The organism is Streptococcus sp. W151 (genome assembly GCF_053010205.1).
In genome coordinates, this window is sequence record NZ_JBRKNT010000001.1 from 201,832 (window position 1) to 222,009 (window position 20,178).

14 protein-coding genes are annotated in these 20,178 nt (G+C 44.0%); 12 read left to right on the forward strand and 2 right to left on the reverse strand.

Annotated elements, in window-relative coordinates; translation table 11 throughout:
* The first annotated feature begins 26 nt into the window (after nucleotides 1–26).
* The 3 genes from rexB to ACVC7Q_RS00955 are packed head-to-tail and all read left to right on the forward strand — an operon-like array spanning nucleotide 27 to nucleotide 7,276.
* Nucleotides 27–3,293, forward strand: coding sequence for an ATP-dependent nuclease subunit B (gene rexB / locus ACVC7Q_RS00945; protein WP_447264476.1), 3,267 nt, complete (start codon nucleotides 27–29; stop codon nucleotides 3,291–3,293).
* Nucleotides 3,290–6,955, forward strand: a complete 3,666-nt coding sequence (gene addA / locus ACVC7Q_RS00950; protein ID WP_447265028.1) for a helicase-exonuclease AddAB subunit AddA — start codon at nucleotides 3,290–3,292, stop codon at nucleotides 6,953–6,955. The genes rexB and addA overlap by 4 nt, the downstream gene beginning before the upstream one ends.
* A gap of 3 nt (nucleotides 6,956–6,958) precedes the next feature.
* Nucleotides 6,959–7,276, forward strand: a complete 318-nt coding sequence (locus tag ACVC7Q_RS00955; protein ID WP_447264477.1) for a DUF4298 domain-containing protein — start codon at nucleotides 6,959–6,961, stop codon at nucleotides 7,274–7,276.
* Nucleotides 7,277–7,633: 357 nt separating this feature from the next.
* On the opposite strand, the gene ACVC7Q_RS00960 is transcribed toward ACVC7Q_RS00955, so the two are convergent.
* A complete protein-coding gene (locus tag ACVC7Q_RS00960; protein WP_003002781.1) occupies nucleotides 7,634–7,804 on the reverse strand; it encodes a DUF3042 family protein in 171 nt (56 codons plus the stop codon).
* 83 nt (nucleotides 7,805–7,887) lie between these two features.
* On the opposite strand from ACVC7Q_RS00960, the gene miaA reads away from it, so the two are divergent.
* From miaA to ACVC7Q_RS01005, 9 genes are all read left to right on the forward strand, one after another.
* Nucleotides 7,888–8,775: a tRNA (adenosine(37)-N6)-dimethylallyltransferase MiaA gene (miaA, locus tag ACVC7Q_RS00965; RefSeq protein WP_447264478.1), complete on the forward strand. Its 888-nt coding sequence runs from the start codon at nucleotides 7,888–7,890 to the stop codon at nucleotides 8,773–8,775.
* Nucleotides 8,768–10,015, forward strand: a complete 1,248-nt coding sequence (gene hflX / locus ACVC7Q_RS00970; RefSeq protein WP_447264479.1) for a GTPase HflX — start codon at nucleotides 8,768–8,770, stop codon at nucleotides 10,013–10,015. The genes miaA and hflX overlap by 8 nt, the downstream gene beginning before the upstream one ends.
* Nucleotides 9,999–10,628, forward strand: a complete 630-nt coding sequence (locus tag ACVC7Q_RS00975) for a cystathionine beta-lyase (protein WP_447264480.1) — start codon at nucleotides 9,999–10,001, stop codon at nucleotides 10,626–10,628. Before hflX ends, ACVC7Q_RS00975 begins: the two co-directional genes overlap by 17 nt.
* A gap of 3 nt (nucleotides 10,629–10,631) precedes the next feature.
* Nucleotides 10,632–11,561 (forward strand): ribonuclease Z, encoded by a 930-nt coding sequence (gene rnz, locus ACVC7Q_RS00980; protein WP_447264481.1) that lies wholly within the window; start codon nucleotides 10,632–10,634, stop codon nucleotides 11,559–11,561.
* Nucleotide 11,562: 1 nt separating this feature from the next.
* The gene (locus ACVC7Q_RS00985; protein WP_447264482.1) at nucleotides 11,563–12,318 is read left to right on the forward strand and encodes an SDR family NAD(P)-dependent oxidoreductase; all 756 of its coding nucleotides are present in this window, start codon (nucleotides 11,563–11,565) and stop codon (nucleotides 12,316–12,318) included.
* A gap of 10 nt (nucleotides 12,319–12,328) precedes the next feature.
* Entirely contained in the window at nucleotides 12,329–13,039 is a 711-nt protein-coding gene (locus ACVC7Q_RS00990) for a class I SAM-dependent methyltransferase (RefSeq protein ID WP_447264483.1), read from the forward strand.
* 1 nt (nucleotide 13,040) lies between these two features.
* Nucleotides 13,041–13,445, forward strand: a complete 405-nt coding sequence (locus ACVC7Q_RS00995) for a GNAT family N-acetyltransferase (RefSeq protein WP_447264484.1) — start codon at nucleotides 13,041–13,043, stop codon at nucleotides 13,443–13,445.
* A gap of 242 nt (nucleotides 13,446–13,687) precedes the next feature.
* Entirely contained in the window at nucleotides 13,688–15,154 is a 1,467-nt protein-coding gene (locus tag ACVC7Q_RS01000) for a hypothetical protein (protein ID WP_447264485.1), read from the forward strand.
* A 93-nt stretch (nucleotides 15,155–15,247) separates the two neighbouring features.
* On the forward strand, nucleotides 15,248–16,018 hold the full coding sequence (locus tag ACVC7Q_RS01005) for a hypothetical protein (protein WP_447264486.1): 771 nt from the start codon (nucleotides 15,248–15,250) through the stop codon (nucleotides 16,016–16,018).
* Nucleotides 16,019–16,223: 205 nt separating this feature from the next.
* Here ACVC7Q_RS01005 and ACVC7Q_RS01010 read toward each other — a convergent pair whose 3' ends face one another.
* Complete coding sequence (locus tag ACVC7Q_RS01010) at nucleotides 16,224–20,033, reverse strand: Spy0128 family protein (protein WP_447264487.1); 3,810 nt, start codon at nucleotides 20,031–20,033, stop codon at nucleotides 16,224–16,226.
* Nucleotides 20,034–20,178 lie beyond the last annotated feature (145 nt).

Below are 20,178 nucleotides of genomic sequence, written 5' to 3' on the forward strand. Positions count from 1 at the left end.
AAAGTGCCCAAAGGAGAACGGATCGGATGAAATTACTCTATACGGATGTTCGGACCCCCTTGACCCAGGTCCTGACGCAAGAAGCCGTAAGGTTAGTAGAAGATGGCAAGCGTGTGTTTTACATTGCACCTAACTCTCTTTCCTTTGAAAAAGAAGCCAAGGTCTTGTCCTATTTAGAAGGTCAGGCTTCTTTTGCCATAACCGTTACGCGCTTTACTCAAATGGCCCGTTATTTCATCCTGAATCAGGTTTTTGAGGAGCAAGCCTTAGATGACATCGGACTAGGCATGTTATTTTTTAAAGCCCTTTCCCACATGAAGGAGCAGGATCTTAAAGTTTACGGAGCCCTGCGCAAGGATCCTCAGTTTATCCAGCAACTGGTTCAGCTCTACCATGAATTACAGACAGCCCAGATGGATTTTACAGATTTGGAATTGCTCGAGGAAGCTGAAAAAAGAGAGGACCTCTTGGCGATTTTTGAAGCTGTCTCCGAGATGCTGGTTCAGCACCAGTATGAATCCCAGTCCAAGATTGCCGTTTTCCTCAACCAGGTTGAAGAGGGGCACTTGGAAGAGCAATTGAAGGATGTGGCGATCGTCGTCGATGGCTTCACGCGTTTTTCTGCGGAAGAAGAGGCCTTGATTGGTCTCCTTCACCGAAAAGGAGTGGAGATTGTCATCGGGGTCTATGCCAGTGAAAAAGCCTATCGAGCAACCTTTAGAGAGGGTAATCTCTATCAGGCTAGTGTTGACTTTCTGCTCCAGCTAGCTAAGACTTTTCAGGTCCAACCTCAATATTGTGGGCAAGCCATCGAAGATTCCTTTAGTCGCATGACCCGCATGTTAGAAGCGCGCTACGATTTTTCACAAGTGGAATATGAACTGGAGAACCAAGATCGAACCGCTGTCCAACTCTGGCAAACCAATACGCAAAAAGAAGAGTTGGAATTTGTCGCTAAATCCATCCGCCAACGTCTTCATGACGGCGCACGCTATCGGGATATTCGGGTCTTGTTAGGAGATGTAGAAGCTTATCAACTGCAACTCAAGACCATTTTTGAACAGTATCAGATCCCCTTTTATTTGGGAAAAAGCGAAGCCATGGTCCATCATCCCTTGATTCAGGTCATTGAATCGCTAGGGCGGATCAAGCAGTTCAATTACCAGACAGAAGATATCATCAATCTGTTGAAAACGGGTCTTTATAGTGATCTGGCGCAAGCAGAAGTCGATGTTTTTGAACAGTATCTTCGCTTTGCGGAAGTAAAAGGTGCTGCAAAATTTCAAAAGCCTTTTACCAGCAATCGTCAGGGTAAGTTTCATCTAGAAGCACTCAATGCCCTCCGAGAACGCGTCGCAGAACCTTTAGCTCCTTTCTTTTCACAGCGCAAACAAAAGGTTTCCCAACTCTTAATGGCCTTTACAGAGTTTCTGCAAGAGGCTCAGCTTTCTCAGAATCTACAAGCTTTGATCAAGGATCTAGCTTTGGAAGAGCAGGAACGCTATGACCAAGTTTGGAAGGCCTTCCTCCACGTCTTAGAAGAATTGAATCTGGTTTTTGAGGACCAAGAACTGACAGTGGATGACTTTTTAGCTCTTGTCTTATCCGGCATGCAATTGTCACAATACCGGACAATTCCTGCTACAGTTGATGTAGTGACGGTTCAGTCCTATGACTTGATTGAGCCCTTGACAGCCCCTTATGTTTACGCGATCGGGTTGACCCAGGAACGTTTTCCCAAGATCGCACAGAATACCTCGCTTCTCAGTGAAGAAGAACGACAACAGCTCAATGAGGCCACCCAAGAAGGAGCAGAGCTCCAGGTGGTGACCAGCGAAAATCTCAAGAAGAATCGCTTTGTGGCGGTTTCGCTCCTCAATGCAGCGACCGAACAACTGGTCCTATCTGCCCCTAGCTTGGTGAATGAAACGGAAGATAGTGTCTCTCCTTATCTTCTAGAATTGGCCAAGGAGCCTATTGCCATCGAGTGGACGACCAAACAAGCGCAAGCTTCGAGTGATGACATCGGGACCTACCGAGCCCTCTTAGCGCGCGTGATCGAACTCCATCAAGAAGAGATCACTAATGAGTTGTCTGCTGAAGAAGCCAGCTTTTGGGGTGTGGCCGTACGGGTCTTGCGAAAGAAATTGCAAGCGGAAGGCATTCAGATTCCTCAGATTTCAACGGAATTAAAGAGTCGCCAACTCCAGTCGGATACCCTTCAAGCGCTCTACCCAGAAGGCAAAGCCTTGACCTTATCTGCTTCTGCCTTGAATGAATACTACAAGCACCAGTACGCCTTTTATCTGCGCTATGTCTTAGGGCTACAAGAGGATGAGACCATCCGACCAGACGCTCGTAGTCATGGGAATTTCTTGCACCGAATCTTTGAAAAAGTCTTAAAAGACAGCTCCGATCAAGCTTTTGATCAGCGCTTAAGCGAGGCGATTCGAGAAACCAGCCAAGAAGCAGAGTTCCAGCAATTGTATGGAGAAAATGGAGAGACCGAGTTTATTCGCAACTTGCTTCTTGATACCGCTAAAACAACGGGGCGGGTCCTCGCCCAGCAAAATGGCATCGAGACCATTGGTGAGGAGACTCTCTTTGGAGGGAGTGCCCACACCTCTTATCCTTTGTCTGATGGCCGTCTCCTGCAGCTACGGGGAAAGGTGGACCGGATTGACCAGTTAAGTAATCGGGGAGCTCTTGGCGTTGTGGATTACAAGTCGAGCTTGACGCAATTCCACTATGACAAGTTCTTTAATGGCCTGAATTCTCAATTGCCAACCTATCTTTCTGCCATTCAGGATCTGAAGGAATACCAAGCGGAGCAAGGGATTTTCGGAGCCATGTATTTGGAAATGGGAGATCCCCTAGTAGATCTGAAAAAGACTAGGACAGTCGAGGACGCCATCAACCAAACTATGAAAAGTCAACAGTACAAGGGGCTCTTTATGGCAGATCAGGCGCCTTATCTGGGCGAGGCCTATGATAAGAACAAGGCCATGATGCTGAGTAAGGAAGAGCTGGACCTGCTCCTCTTGTACAACGCTTATCTCTATAAAACAGCAGCAGAAGGGATTCTCAAAGGGCAATTTGCCATCAATCCCTATAGTGAAAATGGGCGCAATATCGCACCATATGTGGAGCAGTTTAAATCCATCACAGGCTTTGAAGCCGATCGTCACCTCGGTCAGGCACGGTTCTTGACCAAACTAGACCAAAAAGGAATACGCGGTGAAAAGGTGAAAGCTGCTTGGATCGAGAAGATGAAGGAGGTCTTGAACAAATGATCAAACAAGCATTTTTGACAAGAGAAGAAATCAAGGCCCTTCAGGCCCAAGAGGCAGCCTCTACCAAGGAGCAAAAGAGAACAGCAGAACAGATCGATGCCATCTATAGTTCGGGGACCAATATCTTGGTATCGGCCTCAGCTGGTTCAGGGAAGACCTTTGTCATGGTGCAAAGGATTTTGGATCAGATCCAGCGAGGCATTTCGATAAAGGAGCTCTTTATCTCGACCTTTACGGTCAAGGCAGCAGGAGAGCTTAAGGAGCGTTTGGAAAGTGAACTTGGAAAAGCCCTTCAAGCGAGCGATGACCCAGAACTCAAGCAACACCTGGCCCGTCAAATCGCAGATGTCGCCACTAGCGATATCGGAACCATGGACTCCTTTACCCAAAAGGTCCTAACGCGCTATGGCTATTTGCTTGGGTTGGCGCCCCAGTTTCGGATTTTACAAAATGCCAGTGAGCAGCGTCTCTTGCAAAATGAAGTCTTTCAAGCTGTTTTTGACTGCTATTACCAAGGGGAAAACCAAGAAGCTTTTGTTCAGATGGTCAAGAATTTCACGGGACAGCGCAAAAATTTATCCTTGTTTAAAGAGCAAGTCTACCAGATCTATGACTTTCTTCAGTCGACCAGTGATCCGGAAAAATGGTTGGAGGAGCATTTCCTAAAAGGCTATGAAGAGACCGATTTTGAACAGGTTGAAGGTGCCCTGATGGAGAGCATCCAGCAGGCTCTTTATGAGGCAGAGAGCTTTTTTGCCTTTCATTTGTCCAATGAAGGCCAAGCATTTGGCAAGGCCAAGTATTTGGAAGCGGTGCAAGAGGTGCTGGATCAGATTGCTAGTCTCTCAGAGCGCCCCAATAAAGAGCAACTGACCTCTGTCCTAAAGGCGGTCGTTGCGATTAGCCGGGCTTCAAATGGGGGTGCTTTAACCAATAGAGCCCGTAAGGAAGAGCTGAAAGAGCTAGTTACGGCCTATAACCAAGACAAAACCATACATATCAATCGCCTCAGAGACTTGGAAAATCAGCTCTATCAGCTGGAATTTCAACAAACCTTTCACCAAGAAGAAGGCCCCATGCTCTCTATGCTGCGGGACTTTATCAGAGACTTTGCTCGCGCTTATCTGGAGCGAAAAATCCAAGAAAAAGCTTATGAATTTGGAGACATCAGTCATTTTGCCATTCAAATTTTAGAACAATTCCCAGAGGTGAGACAGGCCTTTCAGGAGCGCTACCACGAGGTTATGGTCGATGAGTACCAGGATACTAACCATACCCAAGAACGGATGTTGGACTTGTTGTCAAATGGCCACAATCGCTTCATGGTGGGGGATATCAAGCAATCCATTTACCGTTTCCGTCAGGCAGATCCACAGATTTTCAATGACAAATTTAAGGCCTATCAAGAAGAAGGAGCGAAAGGGCGGTTGATCCTCCTCAAGGAAAATTTCCGGAGTCATGTGGAGGTATTGGACGCGACCAATGATGTCTTCCGCCATTTGATGGACGAAGAGGTAGGAGAGATTGACTACAATCAAACCCACTATCTAGTTGCAGGAAGCGACAAGCAGCGGATGGCCTTGCCACAACATCGGGCTGAATTTTTGCTCTATGATGGTAGCCAAGACCAGGAAGAAAAGGCCGAAGATGAGGAAGCTGCTTCTGGACTCGAGACGGTTTCCAAGGGAGAAATTCTTCTCGTTATCAAAGAAATTTTACGCCTCCATCGGGTAGAAAAAGTACCCTTTAAAGAGATCACTCTCTTGACTGCGACTCGAACGCGAAATGACGCGATTCTGGAAGCCTTTGACCAGTACCAGATTCCGATTGTGGCAGATAGCGGACAAGCGCATTATCTAGAGTCGCTGGAAGTGATGGTCATACTGGATACCTTGCGGACCATCAACAACCCCTTGCATGATTATCCCTTAGTAGCCCTGATGAAATCCCCTATGTTTGACTTTGATGAAGATGAGCTGGCGCGGATTTCCTTGCAGACGCTTCCAGAGCAAAAGCAAGTGGCCTTCTACCACAAGGTCCAGTTAGCCCTTGAAAAAACTGCAGAGCATGCAAGTCTGATCGATGCCAAGCTCCTAGCTAAAATCGAGAACTTCCTCCAGGTTTTATCTTCTTGGCGTGCTATGGCAAAAACCCATTCGCTCTATGATTTGCTGTGGAAAATCTATGAGGATCGCTATTACTACGACTATGTTGGCGCCCTTCCAAATGGCGCCCAGCGCCAGGCCAACCTCTATGCCTTGACGCTTCGGGCCAATGATTACGAAAAAGCTAGCTTTAAGGGCTTGTCGCGTTTTATAGCCATGATCGATAAGGTGATCGAAAATGAACACGATTTGGCTAGCGTTCCTCTGGCAGCACCCAAAGATGCCGTCCAGCTCATGACGGTTCATAAGAGTAAGGGGCTGGAATTCAAGTATGTCTTTATTCTCAATATGGACAAGGCCTTTAACCGCAAGGATCAATCGGGGCCGATCATCCTCAGCCGTCAAAAAGGGATTGGCTTTAAATACATTGCCAAGCTGCCAGTTGAGACCGAAAATCCAGCCGCCCCTGAAACCATCCGCCTGCAGATCGAAACGCCTTGCTACCAGGGCAATGTGGAAGAAACAAAATTAGCCACGATTTCGGAGCAGATGCGTCTTCTATATGTTGCTATGACACGAGCCGAGCTCAAGCTCTATCTGGTCGGAAAAGGCCGTGAGGACAAACTGCGCGATACCGATTGGGGGACCAGTCGCAATGGCAAGCTGGATCCGGAAAAACGAAAAGAATGGACCTCTTATCAGGACTGGCTCTTTGCTATTCAAGATGTATTTGCCAAGAATACCCTGGCCTATGACACGCGTTTTGTCACAGACGAAGATCTGACACCGGATCAGCTTGAGTCACTAGAGAAGGAGAAGGATTCCCGCCTGGATCAGCTCAAGGATGTCCGCCAGTCAGAGGATATTCGTCGGGCTTTGGATATCTTGGAAAATGTTGATCGTCTCAATCAGCTCTATGCTCCGGCCATTCATTTGCCAAGTGTCCGTACTCCTAGTCAGATCAAGAAATTCTACGAGCCGGTCATGGAGGCCAATGGCGTCCAAATCATGGATGCCAAGCCTGTAACGCCGGACTTTGAGCTTCCAACTTTTGGTCAAGAAAAAGCGGTGACGGGAGCCCAAGTTGGTAGTGCTGTCCATGAACTCATGCAGCGCGTGCCTCTTGAAGAAGAAATCACTATTGATACACTTCGTCAAGCCTTGGAGCAAGTCCAAGCAGAACCAGCAGTCAAAGCGCGCATCAAGCTAGAGGCCATTCTCGCTTTCTATGAGACGCCTTTGGGAACCTTACTTCAAAGAGAAGCCCCTCGTGTTCATCGTGAAGCCCCCTTTGCCATGCTGAAGAAAGATCCAGCTAGTGGAGAGGACTTTGTCGTGCGGGGGATCTTGGATGGGTATATCGTGCTAGAAGATCGGATCCTGCTCTTTGACTACAAGACAGATCACTACAAGTTCCCTAGCCAATTGGTCGAACGCTACCGAGATCAGCTCGATCTCTATGCAGAAGCTCTTCGCCGTTCCTATGGCCAAGAGCACATTGAAAAATATCTAGTACTTTTAGGTGGCCCTCATCTAGAAGTGGTGAAAGTGGAGTAACACATGACAATTGCAAAGGAAAAAATTGAACGCATCCAAAGGATGGAAGGTTATTTGAACGCCTATGCTAAGACTTTGGAAGAAACCAAAAAAGCAGTGGATCAGCTAAGAGAACATCAAGAAAGCTATATCCAACTGCGCGATTATTATAGTAGTCAGGCCTATTTTGATGACTTGGACCTGTCCAATCAAGCTGATTTTCCAGCCGATCTTCCTTGTGGTGTCTTGTCTGAAGATGCCGTCTATGATTTGTTAGACGAGCATTTTCAGATGGGAGTGGAACTCTTGGAGATCGCAACGAAGATGATCAAAGAACGGTGAAATTTCAATCTAAAAGCTCCGGGAAACCGGAGCTTTTAGATTGAAGACAAACGTCATCATAGAAACGTTCCTTAGGTGAGTACGGACGTCAGCGAACTTCGAAGAAGTTCCATGACTTAGTTTTGAACCTAAAGTTTCAAAACTCCCGAGTGCTAGAAACTATCGTGTTTCTAGCACTTTTCTCACGGCGGAAAATTTCAGTAATGTTTGAATAAACATAAAATATATCATTCTAATTCTTTTAGCATTACTTGTGTTAGCTTATCTTGACAAAACCTACCAGTAAAAGAAAATTTTCCAAAATGGACTTTTTTCTTCAGCAAAAAAAGCTCCGGTTTCCCCGAGCTTTTTGTTGGATTAGTGTGAGACACGGCGACGTGCTGCTTTTTTGCGGTTTTCTTCGATGAAAGCTGCTTTTTGTTCTTCTGGCTCGATTACTTTTTTCTTGAATGTGTAAACTGCACCTGCGACAGCCGCAACTGTACCAGCAACACCAGTAACAAAACCTTTACCAAATCCTTTAGCCATGAGAATTTCTCCTTTTCTGAACTTTAAATATTTATGTTATAATATATGGTAACGAAAAAACGTGAATTTTGCAAGGAAAAACGATGAAAACCAAGATAATTGTGATTGTGGGACCGACTGCTGTTGGAAAAACAGCTCTTGCGATCGATTTGGCGCAAGCCCTCAATGGTGAAATCATCAGTGGCGATAGTCAGCAAGTCTATCGCAAGCTGGATATTGGAACAGCCAAGGCGACGCCAGAAGAGCAAGCTGCAGCTCCCCATCATTTGATCGATGTGCGGGAGGTGAACGAGTCTTACTCGGCTTTTGATTTTGTAAGAGAAGCCAAGATTGCGATTGAAGAGATCACAGTCCGAGGCAAGCTCCCCATCATTGCAGGTGGGACAGGCCTCTACATCCAAAGCCTTCTTGAAGGCTATCATCTTGGTGGTGAAGTTCCCCATGAAGAGATTCTGGCCTATCGGGCTCAATTAGACTTGCTTTCGGATGAAGACTTGTACAAAAGGGTGACGGAGCAAGGACTTGTGATTCCTCAGCTCAATCGTCGTCGGGCTATGCGGGCTCTTGAAATTGCGCATTTTGGGAAAGACCTAGCAAACGAAGAGACCCATTATGAACCCTATCTGATCTGTCTAGATGATGAACGCTCTTTGATCTATGATCGCATCAATCGTCGAGTAGATCGCATGCTAGAGGAGGGCTTACTGGATGAAGCGCGTTGGCTCTATAACCATTATCCAGATGTGCAAGCTAGTAAAGGGATTGGCTACAAGGAACTCTTTCCCTACTTTAAGGGGGAGCAAAGCCTTGATGAAGCCAGTGAGACTCTTAAGCGAAACACCCGGCGTTTTGCCAAACGGCAGCTGACCTGGTTTCGAAATCGGATGGAAGTGACCTTTTACGCCATTTCTGCCCCCCACTTCAAGGAGAAGGTTCTTGCAGATGTAAAGGAGTTTTTACAGCATGATTGAAACAGAAAAGAAACAAGAACGCATCCTTTTGGTCGGTGTGGAACTACAAGGCATGGACAATTTTGATATGTCGATGGAGGAGTTGGCCAGCCTTGCTAAAACAGCCGGTGGAGATGTCCGGGGCTCTTATACACAAAAGCGGGAGAAGTACGATACTAAGACCTTTGTCGGCTCAGGAAAATTAGAAGAAATTGCTCAGATGGTCGAAGCAGATGAGATTACGACAGTGGTGGTCAATAACCGCCTGACGCCCCGGCAAAATGTCAATTTAGAAGAAATCCTTGGGGTTAAGGTCATTGACCGGATGCAGCTGATTCTAGATATCTTTGCCATGAGGGCTAGGAGTCATGAAGGGAAGTTGCAGGTGCACTTGGCCCAGCTTAAATACCTCTTGCCACGCCTTGTTGGTCAAGGGATCATGCTCAGCCGTCAGGCCGGGGGAATTGGATCTCGTGGTCCAGGGGAAAGTCAGTTGGAGTTGAACCGCCGGAGCGTTCGCAATCAAATCACCGATATCGAGCGCCAGCTCAAGGCTGTTGAAAAGAACCGGGAAACCCTTCGTGAAAAACGCTTGGAATCACCTGTCTTCAAGATTGGTTTGATCGGCTATACCAATGCAGGAAAGTCGACCATTATGAATCAGCTGACCAGTAAGAGCCAGTATGAAGCCGATGAACTCTTTGCGACTTTAGATGCCACAACCAAGAGCATCCACCTAACAGGCAATCTGCAAGTGACCCTGACCGATACGGTTGGCTTTATTCAGGACTTGCCGACAGAGTTGGTTTCGAGCTTTAAGTCGACCCTGGAAGAAAGTAAGAATGTAGACCTCCTGGTCCATGTCATAGATGCTTCTGACCCCAATCATGAAGAGCATGAAAAGACCGTGCTCTCTATCATGAAAGACTTAGATATGCTGGAGATTCCTCGCTTAACCCTCTATAACAAAGCGGATAAAGTAGAGGACTTTACCCCAACCCAGACACCTTTTAGCCTGATTTCAGCGCGCTCTGAGACAGCTCGAGAGGACCTTCAGGCTTTGTTCCTAGAAAAACTGAGAGAACTCTTTGTTCCCTTTACTATTCGCGTTCCCTTTTCAAAATCCTATCGGACACATGACTTAGAGACGGTCGCGATCATTGACCAGCGCGAATTTGAAGAGGATGTCGAGGTCATTCAAGGCTATATCGCAGAGAAAAATAAGTGGAAGTTGGAAGAATTTTATGACGGATTACGTTGATTTAGCAATAAAATATGGAGGCTATACCAGTCTCGATCGGGTCTATCTGACCAATCTTTTAAGCACCATCCCTGAGGACTTGCGGCTCCGTGTGATTACGCCTCCACCAAGTGTGATCAACGCTTATTTCGCTGAGCTCTACCAAAAGAAGAGCCCCAAGGTGGCCATGGATTATTTCTTGGACTTGAGCCGGGCATTTGACCTGTTCACAGTTCAGCAAAGTTTTGATGAAGGGAAGCCTTTTATCCGCCTCAACTTATCAGGTCAGTCTTACGGTTTGGCCTACCTAAATGAGGAGATAGCCTGTGTCTTTGCTGAACATCCAGCGGCGGAAATCACCCCTTCGATTTTATTCGAAATCGCAGAGATCTTTCCGCATTGTTTGGTCTTTGAAAAAGATGGCAAGATCTGTCTGCAAGAGGCCGGCCCAGAAGTGGTCACTAAAACAGAAGCCCTCTCAGCCCTGACGGATTTGATGACCTTGGAAGATGGACGCTTGAAACTGTCAGGATATAACCAAGAGGAGCTCCTCGAGCTAGCGCAAGCCTACCCAGGCAACCTTTCGTTCCGTTCAGAGAACCGGACGGCCATGATTTATATAGATAGAAAGTAGACAATGGACATTCAATTTTTAGGAACGGGAGCTGGGCAACCCTCAAAAGCCCGGAATGTATCGAGCCTAGCGCTCAAATTGCTAGATGAGATTAATGAAGTCTGGCTCTTTGATTGTGGCGAGGCGACACAGAATCAAATTTTAGAAACGACCATTCGTCCCCGAAAAGTTAGCAAGATTTTTATCACACACCTACACGGAGACCATATTTTTGGTTTGCCAGGTTTCCTCTCTAGTCGGGCCTTTCAGGCCAATGAGGAGCAGACAGATCTGGATATTTATGGTCCTGCAGGGATCAAATCCTTTGTGATGACCAGTCTTCGCGTATCGGGTTCTCGTCTGCCTTACCGTATTCATTTTCATGAGTTCGATGAAAACTCTCTAGGAAAAATTTTAGAAACGGATAAATTTACAGTTCATGCAGAAGCCTTGGACCATACCATCTTTTGTGTGGGCTACCGCATCATGCAAAAAGACCTCGAAGGAACGTTGGATGCGGATAAACTCAAAGCGGCAGGGGTTCCCTTTGGACCACTCTTTGGCCAGGTTAAAAATGGGCAGGATGTGACATTAGAAGATGGCACCAAGATCATTGCTGCCGACTATATTTCAGCCCCTCGACCTGGTAAGGTCATCACCATCTTAGGCGATACACGTAAGACAAATGCCAGTGTCAGACTCGCGGTCAATGCCGATGTCCTCGTCCATGAGTCCACCTATGGCAAGGGCGATGAGAAGATTGCCCGTAAACACGGACACTCGACCAATATGCAGGCGGCAGAAGTAGCGCGTGAAGCTGGCGCCAAACGCCTTCTTCTCAACCATATCAGTGCCCGCTTTTTATCAAAAGACATTAGCCAATTGCGCAAGGATGCTGCGACTATTTTTGACAAGGTCCATGTGGTCAAAGATCTAGAAGAAGTGGAGATCTAAGATGCGAACCATCATCATCACAGGAGCGAGTGGAGGCCTGGCTCAGGAAATGGTCAAACTCCTCCCTGAGGACCGGCTGATTCTCTTAGGCAGAAATCAAGAAAAACTGGAAAACCTCTATGCCGACCATCCTCAGGCCGAATGCATCGGGCTGGATATCACAGATTCCTCAGCCGTCCAAGATTTGGTAGAAGAGCTGACTCAGCGCTATGGGAAGATCGATGTCTTGGTCAACAATGCTGGCTATGGAATCTTTGAAGAGTTTGATCAGATCACCAATGAGCAAATTCATGCCATGTTTGAAGTCAATACCTTTGCCCTAATGAACCTTTCACGCATGATTGGTGCGCACATGAAGGAAGCAGGCAAGGGGCACATTGTCAATATCGTCAGCATGGCGGGCTTAGTTGCAACTGCTAAATCCAGCCTCTATTCAGCGACCAAGTTTGCGGCCATTGGCTTTTCCAATGCCCTGCGCTTGGAACTCATGCCCTTTGGTGTCCATGTGACGACGGTCAATCCGGGTCCAATCCGTACTAGTTTCTTTGACCAGGCAGATCCAGACGGGACCTATGTCAAGGCTGTGGACCGATACATTTTGGAACCAGACTTTGTGGCTAAGAAGATCGTTAAAAACTTTGGAAAACCAAAACGCGAGCTTAATTTGCCTTGGCTCTTGAACCTGACCCACAAGCTCTATACTCTTTTCCCTCGCATCTCGGACAAGCTCGCCAGCAAGATGTTCAATTACAAATAGGAGGAGCCAGATGGCCGCCAATATTCAAGCTTATTTAGAAAATCTCCAGCAACCCTGGGGACAGATCTATTATGATATTCTTTTTGAGCAATTACAGGACATCAAAGACAAGCGCGTGCTTGATTTTGGCAGTGGCTTTGGCCTGGTGGCTAACCACCTGGCGCAAGACAATCAAGTCCTTGCTGTGGAACCCAATGAAGAAATGGTAGCCTTGCGGGCTAAGAACCATCCCTACCAGCAACTGGTCGGAAGTCTGGACCAGTTAGCAAGCCTTGAAGATGCTAGCTTTGAGGTCATCCTCTGCCACAATGTCTTAGAGTATGTAGAGGATCGCAAGGTGGTTCTTGAAGAATTTTCCCGTCTCTTGAAACCAGGCGGTCTGCTCTCTATCGTCAAGCACAATGAAGTCGGACGCGTCCTGCAGACCGTCGTCTTTGAGAATGATACTCAGAAAGCGCTCGATCTCCTAGCAGGTCAGGACTTGGAAACCCACTCCATGGGCTTGGCCCAGGCCTATGATCTAGATAGAGCAGTCGAAGACCTAGCCCTCGAAGTTCAGGACTACCAAGGAATTCGTATCTTTTATGCCTTGCAGGACAATCGCTTTAAAGGACAAGAAGGCTGGCGAGAGTCGATGCTCAAGATGGAGCTGGCCGTTTGCCAAGAGTCCCCTTACAGGGAGATCGCCTTCTTCCAGCACTATAGCTTAAAAAGGAGTTAAGATGTTACATTATAAAAAAGAAATTCCAGCGATGACAGACCTAGTCGCACTCTACAGCTCAGTCGGCTGGACTAATTATACCAACAATCCAAGCATGTTAGAAGAAGCCGTTAAAGCCAGTCTCTGGCAATTGTCCGTCTATGATGAGAAAGAGCTCGTAGCCTACATTCGTTTGGTAGGAGATGGTCACTCTGTCATTTTTGTGCAGGATCTCTTGGTGCGACCTGATCATCAGCGCCAAGGCATTGGCACGAAACTCTTAGAAGAGGCTTTAGCGACCTTTCCTAATGTCTATCAACGGCTCCTCGTCACAGAACGTAGCGAGAAAAATCTAGCCTTTTACCAGTCCCTGGGCTTTGTCGAATTGTCAGAGCAAGCCTGTACAGGGATGATTTATATGAAATAAAGAGAGTGGGACAGAAATCGGTAATTCGTTAGAATTCGATTTCGTCGTCCCACCTCCGCATAGTTGAGTAGGGCTGTAAAACCTGATGAAATCAGCGTAGTAGAGCCCACTCAACCACTGCGTCTTGCTCGACAATCCAAAGACAATTGAGAGGCTAGGACTTTTGTCCCAGCCTCTTATCTATTTGACTGACAAAAGGGGAGTTTGATGGTAAAATGAGGAAGAGATTAGGAGGAGATGAAATGAAGAAGAAAATAAAATGGGGCCTTGTCTTATGTTCGGTACTTATACCAGTATGTTTGAGTGCCTGCAAACAAGGAACTGTAGAAAAACATGGTTCTTCGAATAAAGAAGTACAGAAAAAAATCGATCAAACAAATATTCATTTTGACAAGACAGGACCCGCAGCATCATTCGATTGGAATGCAAAGAACAGTAGCAGATACATAACGTTTGAAAAACTTCCACAATATATGAAGCCAGATGATAGCGATGGAATCTCTATATATAGTCTGCAACAAAATGAAGCTCCTCTCGATGAAGATGGAAGAGTTCAAAAAGCTTTGCAGGTTGTTGAAGGAGTCTATGTAGATCAAAGTAGAATAGACACTGTTATCAAGGCCAATGGGGCAAAAAATCAAGAGGATATGTATACTCGACTCTGGAACGATTATATTATCCCTAAAATTGAAAAAAACAGTAGTACTTTTGATCCAAATACTTATGTGGAATATCTTGGTGAGAAGTACCCCCTCAAAATATATGGTCCGATGTATTTAAAGCTCATGACGAATGCACTACGTTTTGAAAAAAAATATGAATTAAAAGGCTATGCAGTTAAGGGCAACAAAGTATTCCTTCACATTCAGGTACCAAAATACTTCCCAGAGCCTTTATCGAGGTGGGATAAATATTCTGGAACGAATTTCAATCAAATGTTTTATGATTGGCTTGATAAATTGCATCAGAGATATGCTGAAAATGAGACAAATCGAGATGATCATATTTCCTATATTATGCTTTCGACAGTTTTAAAACAGTTAGTTAATAAAAATTTCGACGCAACCTCATCATCTGGTTATACTGATGGTGAGATTTACACTACAGAAATCACGGTTGAAATGGAAGTAACAGATCAAGGTGATGTTCAAATAGATTCAAAAAATTTGGCTATTCTTACACAAATCCCTCAACAAATGAAGGGGGAAAATCAGTATGGTAAGGAAGATGAAAATAATATCTTTTGGACGATTCCATCAGGGAATAATAGTGATGGACAAAAGATAAAAGAAAAATTAAAGAATTTTAATCCAAAAGATCCTGTTAAAAGTTATGCACTTGGAGAGCCAGTTGTATTTGCTAATGGCTTAGAAGTTACACTAAATAGTGTAACAGACGATCCAAATTTTGATGTTCAGGATGATCAAGACCGTATCGATAAATCGAAAAAACAACATCGATTGATCGTCGAATTCACCTTATCGAATACAACACCTCTCCGTATTGAAAATACTCCAGATTATACAAATGTAGATCTCTATGATGGCCATGCAAAATCTGCTTATATGTTGAATAACACTTTAAATTACAAACAGCCAACAGTCCTTGAAGCAGGAGAATCTGGTATATATAAAATTAACTATTTAACAGATGGGGATGGACCATTTACGGTTGTTTATGGTGATGCAAAATGGGTTATTCAAAAATAGAGAAATACCCTAATTTTTAGCTAACCTATTGTAAAAACTAGTTAGTTTAAGAAATGATAAGAAGCCACTATTATTCCATAAGGAGGTCAGGCTATGAAGCCCAACTATTCTAAACTATTCGCATGGATGCCACTTTTTCTTTGTTGCCTGTTTCTTTCTAGCTGTAAGATCATGAAACCGAGTGATTATAAAAAGGCTAAGGAAGTTGTTAGTAGTGAGCTTGCTCAAGTTGGTCTGCATGGAACTGTTACCATAAACAAACTTGATTGGACTGCTTTGGAATTCCCACAGTATCATGTAAGCTACACCTACTCTGAGAAAACCTACGATGATCAAACGGTGTCATTAGAACAGAAAACAACTTTTGCGGATGACTGGGCAGATTCATATAATGACCATCTTCCAGAATATAAGAAAGCTTTTTTGGAGCAGAAATCGATTAAAGAACTGGAAGATAAAATTGAGAAACAATTAAAGAAGCAAAAGATCGGTCTCCCTATTCATTTCATTAGTTTCTTTGGGGACTTTTTTAAAGAAGAGAAAGAGGCAAGGTTGGATGCCATTGCTAGCCAAAATCTAAAAGAAGGAAAGAAGGACTTTGCCGGCTACTATCAGATTCCTTTTCAGACTCTAATTGACCAAGAGTTAGTTTATATGACCATTTATATAGATGATGCCGTATCCGTTAAGGAGCAAGATCTAAAAGCGGCAGCTAAAAAGCTAGATGCGAGTAAATTACCAGATGGTGCCTATAATTTCTACTATTCCAATCATAAAGATGATTCGGATGACACGCTCAGCTACTCCTTCAAAGTTAAAGAAGGGAAAGTTGTTTTTTATGAAGATCAAAACAAACCAGAATAAGAGAAGCAGATACAAAAAAAGAGGCTGGGACAAAAGTCCTGGCCTCTCAATTTTCTTTGGATTGTCGAGCAAGACGCAGTGGTTGAGTGGGCTCTACTACGCTGATTTCATCAGCTTTTACAGCCCTACTCAACTGTGCGGAGGTGGTACGACGAAATCGAATTCTAACGAATTACCGATTTCTGTCCCACTCTCTTCACGTTTCTTAGAAGTCTTCTTTCTTCTTAAGTGTCATAGAAGCAATAGCTGTAGCGACGATTGTCAAACCAGTTACAAGAAGTCCTAAATGATCTTCAGTTCCTGTTGAAGGAAGAGATCGCTTACTTTCTTTAGGCTTGTCACTAGATTTAGGAGTTTCACTAGATTTAGGTTTGTCGTTAGACTTAGGTTTATCTCCATTTGGTGATGGAGTTTTAGGTTTGCTATTACTTGGTGATGGTATATTTGGAATATCTGTTGATGGTGGAGGTGGAAGAAGTTTATTCACCACGTTTCCTTTATCAACTTCAAGATTGCTAGCTGCAGCAAAGTCGCTTACATAAACTTTGATAACTTCATTTGAAAGTTGGTAACCACTTGGAGCTGAGAGCTCTTTGATCACGTAATCTTTCGCTTCAAATCCAACGAAGCTTGCAAGTCCATCTTGACCAGAAATTGCTTGCGCTTGGCCTTGTCCATATGGGTTTGCAACAGGTGTAACACCATCTGCTTCAAAGAGTCCAAATACTGCACCAGCAAGGAAATCACCCTTTTCATCTACTTTACGAACCTTAAGGGTGTAAAGTTTCAATTCAGGAATATCAATTGTTGGTGGAGTTGGTGGGATCACCTTGTTGATAAAGGTTTTCTTTTCACCGTATGAAACAACTGCTTGGATAGCGTTTGCCGCTTCATCTTTTGTGACAGTAACTGTGACATCCACTTGACCTTCGTCATATTGGATATTTGCTTGATCAGCTGGTACGACTTCTTTAATGGTATATTGATGAGTACCAATCATCGCTTCCGTGTAGGCGATAGCATCAAATGTCACTGTACCATCTGCAGCATTTTGTTTTGTTTGAAGAACAGTTCCATTTTTGTCCAAGAGGTTAAAGCTAAATTCACCACCTTGAAGGTCACGACCTTCTATAATCTTGCTTGTGGTAATTTGTTTTTCACTTGGAGTTGGAGGTGTCGGAGGTGTATACGTATTGGTAAAAGTAGGAGCATCTTTTTTACCGTCGTATTGCACTTCCGTATTCAATTGTCCAGTTGCATCTTTTGTGACAGTTACTGTTACAGTATGAACAGTTTCATCATAAGTAATAGCGGATTCCGGTGTAGCTGGTTTTTGTTCAGCAATTGTGTAGGTGAAAGTACCAGCTTCATTAAAGCTTACTGGATTGAAGAGAATATCCCCATTCTCACCATTTGTCTTGGTATCAATGAGCGTACCAGCTTGATCCTTGAGAAGGAAAATAAACTCATTTGCTTTCAATGTACGATTGCTTGTACCATTGATGGCCAATACTTTTTTAGCCTTGAATTGAGCTGACGTTGGTTTCACTGTTGGAGGGACAGGCGTTGGAGGTGTCGGAGGTGTCTTCGTATTTGTGAAGGTATCACCTTTTTCAGTATCTCCACCTGAGTAAGACACAGTAGCGACGAGTTTGTCGTTATCTTTCTTCACAGCAACAGTAGCCGTGATGGTTTGTGTGCTATAGTTGATAGAAGCATCCGTACCTTTGTTTTCGGTAATGGTGTAAGTGTGTGTTCCTTCTGCAGTATAAGAAAGTTCCTTAAAGGTTATAGTACCATCTGCCTTGTTCTTGGCAGTTTCAAGGGTAGTGTTTCCTTCTTTCAAGACAAATTCAAATTGATTGTCTGTCAACGGTAAGGTTGTTTCACCTTCTTTAAAGAGCTTTTTCACTTGAAGAGTAGCTTTTGTACTTTCTGTTTTAGGAGCTTCTTTTTTGTTGGTGAACGTATCTGTAGCAGTTTGACCATCAGAGTAGTTGATTTTTTCTACAACCAAGGCCTTGTCTTTTTCAACCACTACAACCGTAGCTGTGATGGTTTGCTCACTGTAGGTAATGGTTTTGTCCGTACCTTTTGTTTCAGTGATGGTATAGTTGAATGTCCCTGCTTTGTCTACAGTGATGTTATCAAAAGTAATCGAACCATTTTTTTGGTTCTTAGCTGTGCCAACAACTTTATCGTTTGAATCTTTTGCAACAAACTCAAAGTCATCGCCCTTGAGTTCACCACCTTCAAATGCTTTTTTAAGGTTTAAGGTTACCTTAGCATTTGAAACTTTTGGTTTGTTTTGAGTATTGGTGATCGTATTTTTTTGTTCACCATCTCCACCTGAGTAAGTGACAGTAGCAACGAGTTTGTCGTTATCTTTCTTCACATCGACAGTAGCAGTGATGCTTTGTGTACTATAGTTGACACTAGCATCTGTACCCTTATTTTCAGTGATGGTATAAGTATGAGTACCTTCTTTATTGAAAGTCAGAGACTTAAAGTTAACAGTGCCATCTGCTTTGTTCTTGGCAGTTTCGACTACTTTGTTATTTTCGTCTTTCAAGACAAATTCGAATTGACCTTCTGTGATCGGAAGTTGTGTATGTTCCTGATCGCCGGCTACTTCGAAAGCTTTTTTAACAACAAGATTTGCAGTGGTTTCAGTAACTTTTGGTTTATTTGAAGTATTGACAACTTTGATAACATTCGAATCATTGATTGGTTCAACTTTTGAAGTATATCCATCAGGTGTGTTTGTTTCCACTACGGAGTACTCAATCTTCTTACCGTCTTTGATACCAGGTAAGTTAGTGAAATCAGCTTTCCAACCAGAATCTTTTGTTAGAGTTTTCGTCAGACCGTCTAATTTTTGACCATCAGCTAGTAATTGAACTGTGATATCTTTACGGTCAGCTTCTTCGTCACCAACCCATTCTTTTTGAACAGTGACAGTTTTATCACCGCTCACCCAGAACTTCAATTCAGTGTTGTTCCAGAAGGCTGGGTCAGTTTGAGGTGTTGTGATTTCATCAGCTGTCAATGTAGCATTGTTGTCAACGCGAATGGTTGTCTTAGGAATTAATGTTTGGTATTCAACGATTAATTCATCACTAGATGCTGTTTTAAATACATCGCTGACATCTGACAAATTCACGGTAAATCCATTACCGTCAGCATCGAATTTCACATGTTTCCAGAAGTCCCAACCAGAAGCCACCACTTGTCCACCTTTTCTTAATGTGAATGATGGTTTCAAGTAAGTTCCCACGAAGAAATCACTTGCAGCGTGATTTGCAGCAGGAGCAAAAGTGATTTTTGAGTAATCTACAGCTGGAGCTTGGATTTTATCTGATACAACAGGGTTTGTGATGGCTTGTTTCTTACCATCTCCGTTGATACGGATGAACCATTTTGTTAGATAGTAGTCATCTCCAACTTTCATCCAGGCATAGTTTTCAGATGCATCTAATTTGAATTCCTTAGATACATAGTCACCTGTAAGGTTGTATTTATTCAATACAGATTCAAATACGCCAGGTCCATCAGGACGAGTGATTACCACTGAATCAGAACCTACTTTTGAAGTAGCTGTTTTGTTGCCAGGGTTTCCTGGAGTGTTATCCCATTCTGCTTTGTATGAGAAGCCACCTTTTACATTTTGGTTCATGGATTCGATGGCTTTTTTGAAAGTAAAAGTAATCTTTTTGTTTGTCATCGAAATGGTTGCGACTTCAGCTCCATTTGCTTGGAGGGATTGCGTTGCAACTTCCGTAATATTGACACCTTCTGGAGCGTCAATGGTAAAGGTATCTCCTTCTTTAACAGATTTTCCTGTTAAATCCCAGTCAAATGAAAAGATAACCTTTTGTCCACTTGCTTGGGCCTTTAAGTTGGTGACAGTTGGTGAAACAGTGGCAGCACTAACAGGTTTGATCACAGACAAGCCTAAGGCTACCACACCGATGATAGCTACAAATGCAACTATCTTTTTATAAAGAGATTTCAATTGGCCTCATTTCCTTTCTTTTGCATGCCTTCTCCCATTTTTCTATATAGTGATATATCCTAAAACAGAAAGGCTTCTAATTTCTACTCCTTGAAACTAGTCGCCTTATTTGATGATGGATCTATAAACGATCTGTTAGCTAAAA

Bases quoted from the DNA above. Each gene is read 5' to 3' on its own strand.
- ACVC7Q_RS00960 (WP_003002781.1), bottom strand. From the start codon at position 7,804: ATGGCTAAAGGATTTGGTAAAGGTTTTGTTACTGGTGTTGCTGGTACA.
- ACVC7Q_RS00990 (WP_447264483.1), top strand. From the start codon at position 12,329: ATGGCCGCCAATATTCAAGCTTATTTAGAAAATCTCCAGCAACCCTGG.
- miaA (WP_447264478.1), top strand. From the start codon at position 7,888: ATGAAAACCAAGATAATTGTGATTGTGGGACCGACTGCTGTTGGAAAA.
- ACVC7Q_RS00985 (WP_447264482.1), top strand. From the start codon at position 11,563: ATGCGAACCATCATCATCACAGGAGCGAGTGGAGGCCTGGCTCAGGAA.
- ACVC7Q_RS00955 (WP_447264477.1), top strand. From the start codon at position 6,959: ATGACAATTGCAAAGGAAAAAATTGAACGCATCCAAAGGATGGAAGGT.
- ACVC7Q_RS01000 (WP_447264485.1), top strand. From the start codon at position 13,688: ATGAAGAAGAAAATAAAATGGGGCCTTGTCTTATGTTCGGTACTTATA.
- ACVC7Q_RS01005 (WP_447264486.1), top strand. From the start codon at position 15,248: ATGAAGCCCAACTATTCTAAACTATTCGCATGGATGCCACTTTTTCTT.
- rnz (WP_447264481.1), top strand. From the start codon at position 10,632: ATGGACATTCAATTTTTAGGAACGGGAGCTGGGCAACCCTCAAAAGCC.
- rexB (WP_447264476.1), top strand. From the start codon at position 27: ATGAAATTACTCTATACGGATGTTCGGACCCCCTTGACCCAGGTCCTG.
- addA (WP_447265028.1), top strand. From the start codon at position 3,290: ATGATCAAACAAGCATTTTTGACAAGAGAAGAAATCAAGGCCCTTCAG.
- hflX (WP_447264479.1), top strand. From the start codon at position 8,768: ATGATTGAAACAGAAAAGAAACAAGAACGCATCCTTTTGGTCGGTGTG.
- ACVC7Q_RS00975 (WP_447264480.1), top strand. From the start codon at position 9,999: ATGACGGATTACGTTGATTTAGCAATAAAATATGGAGGCTATACCAGT.
- ACVC7Q_RS00995 (WP_447264484.1), top strand. From the start codon at position 13,041: ATGTTACATTATAAAAAAGAAATTCCAGCGATGACAGACCTAGTCGCA.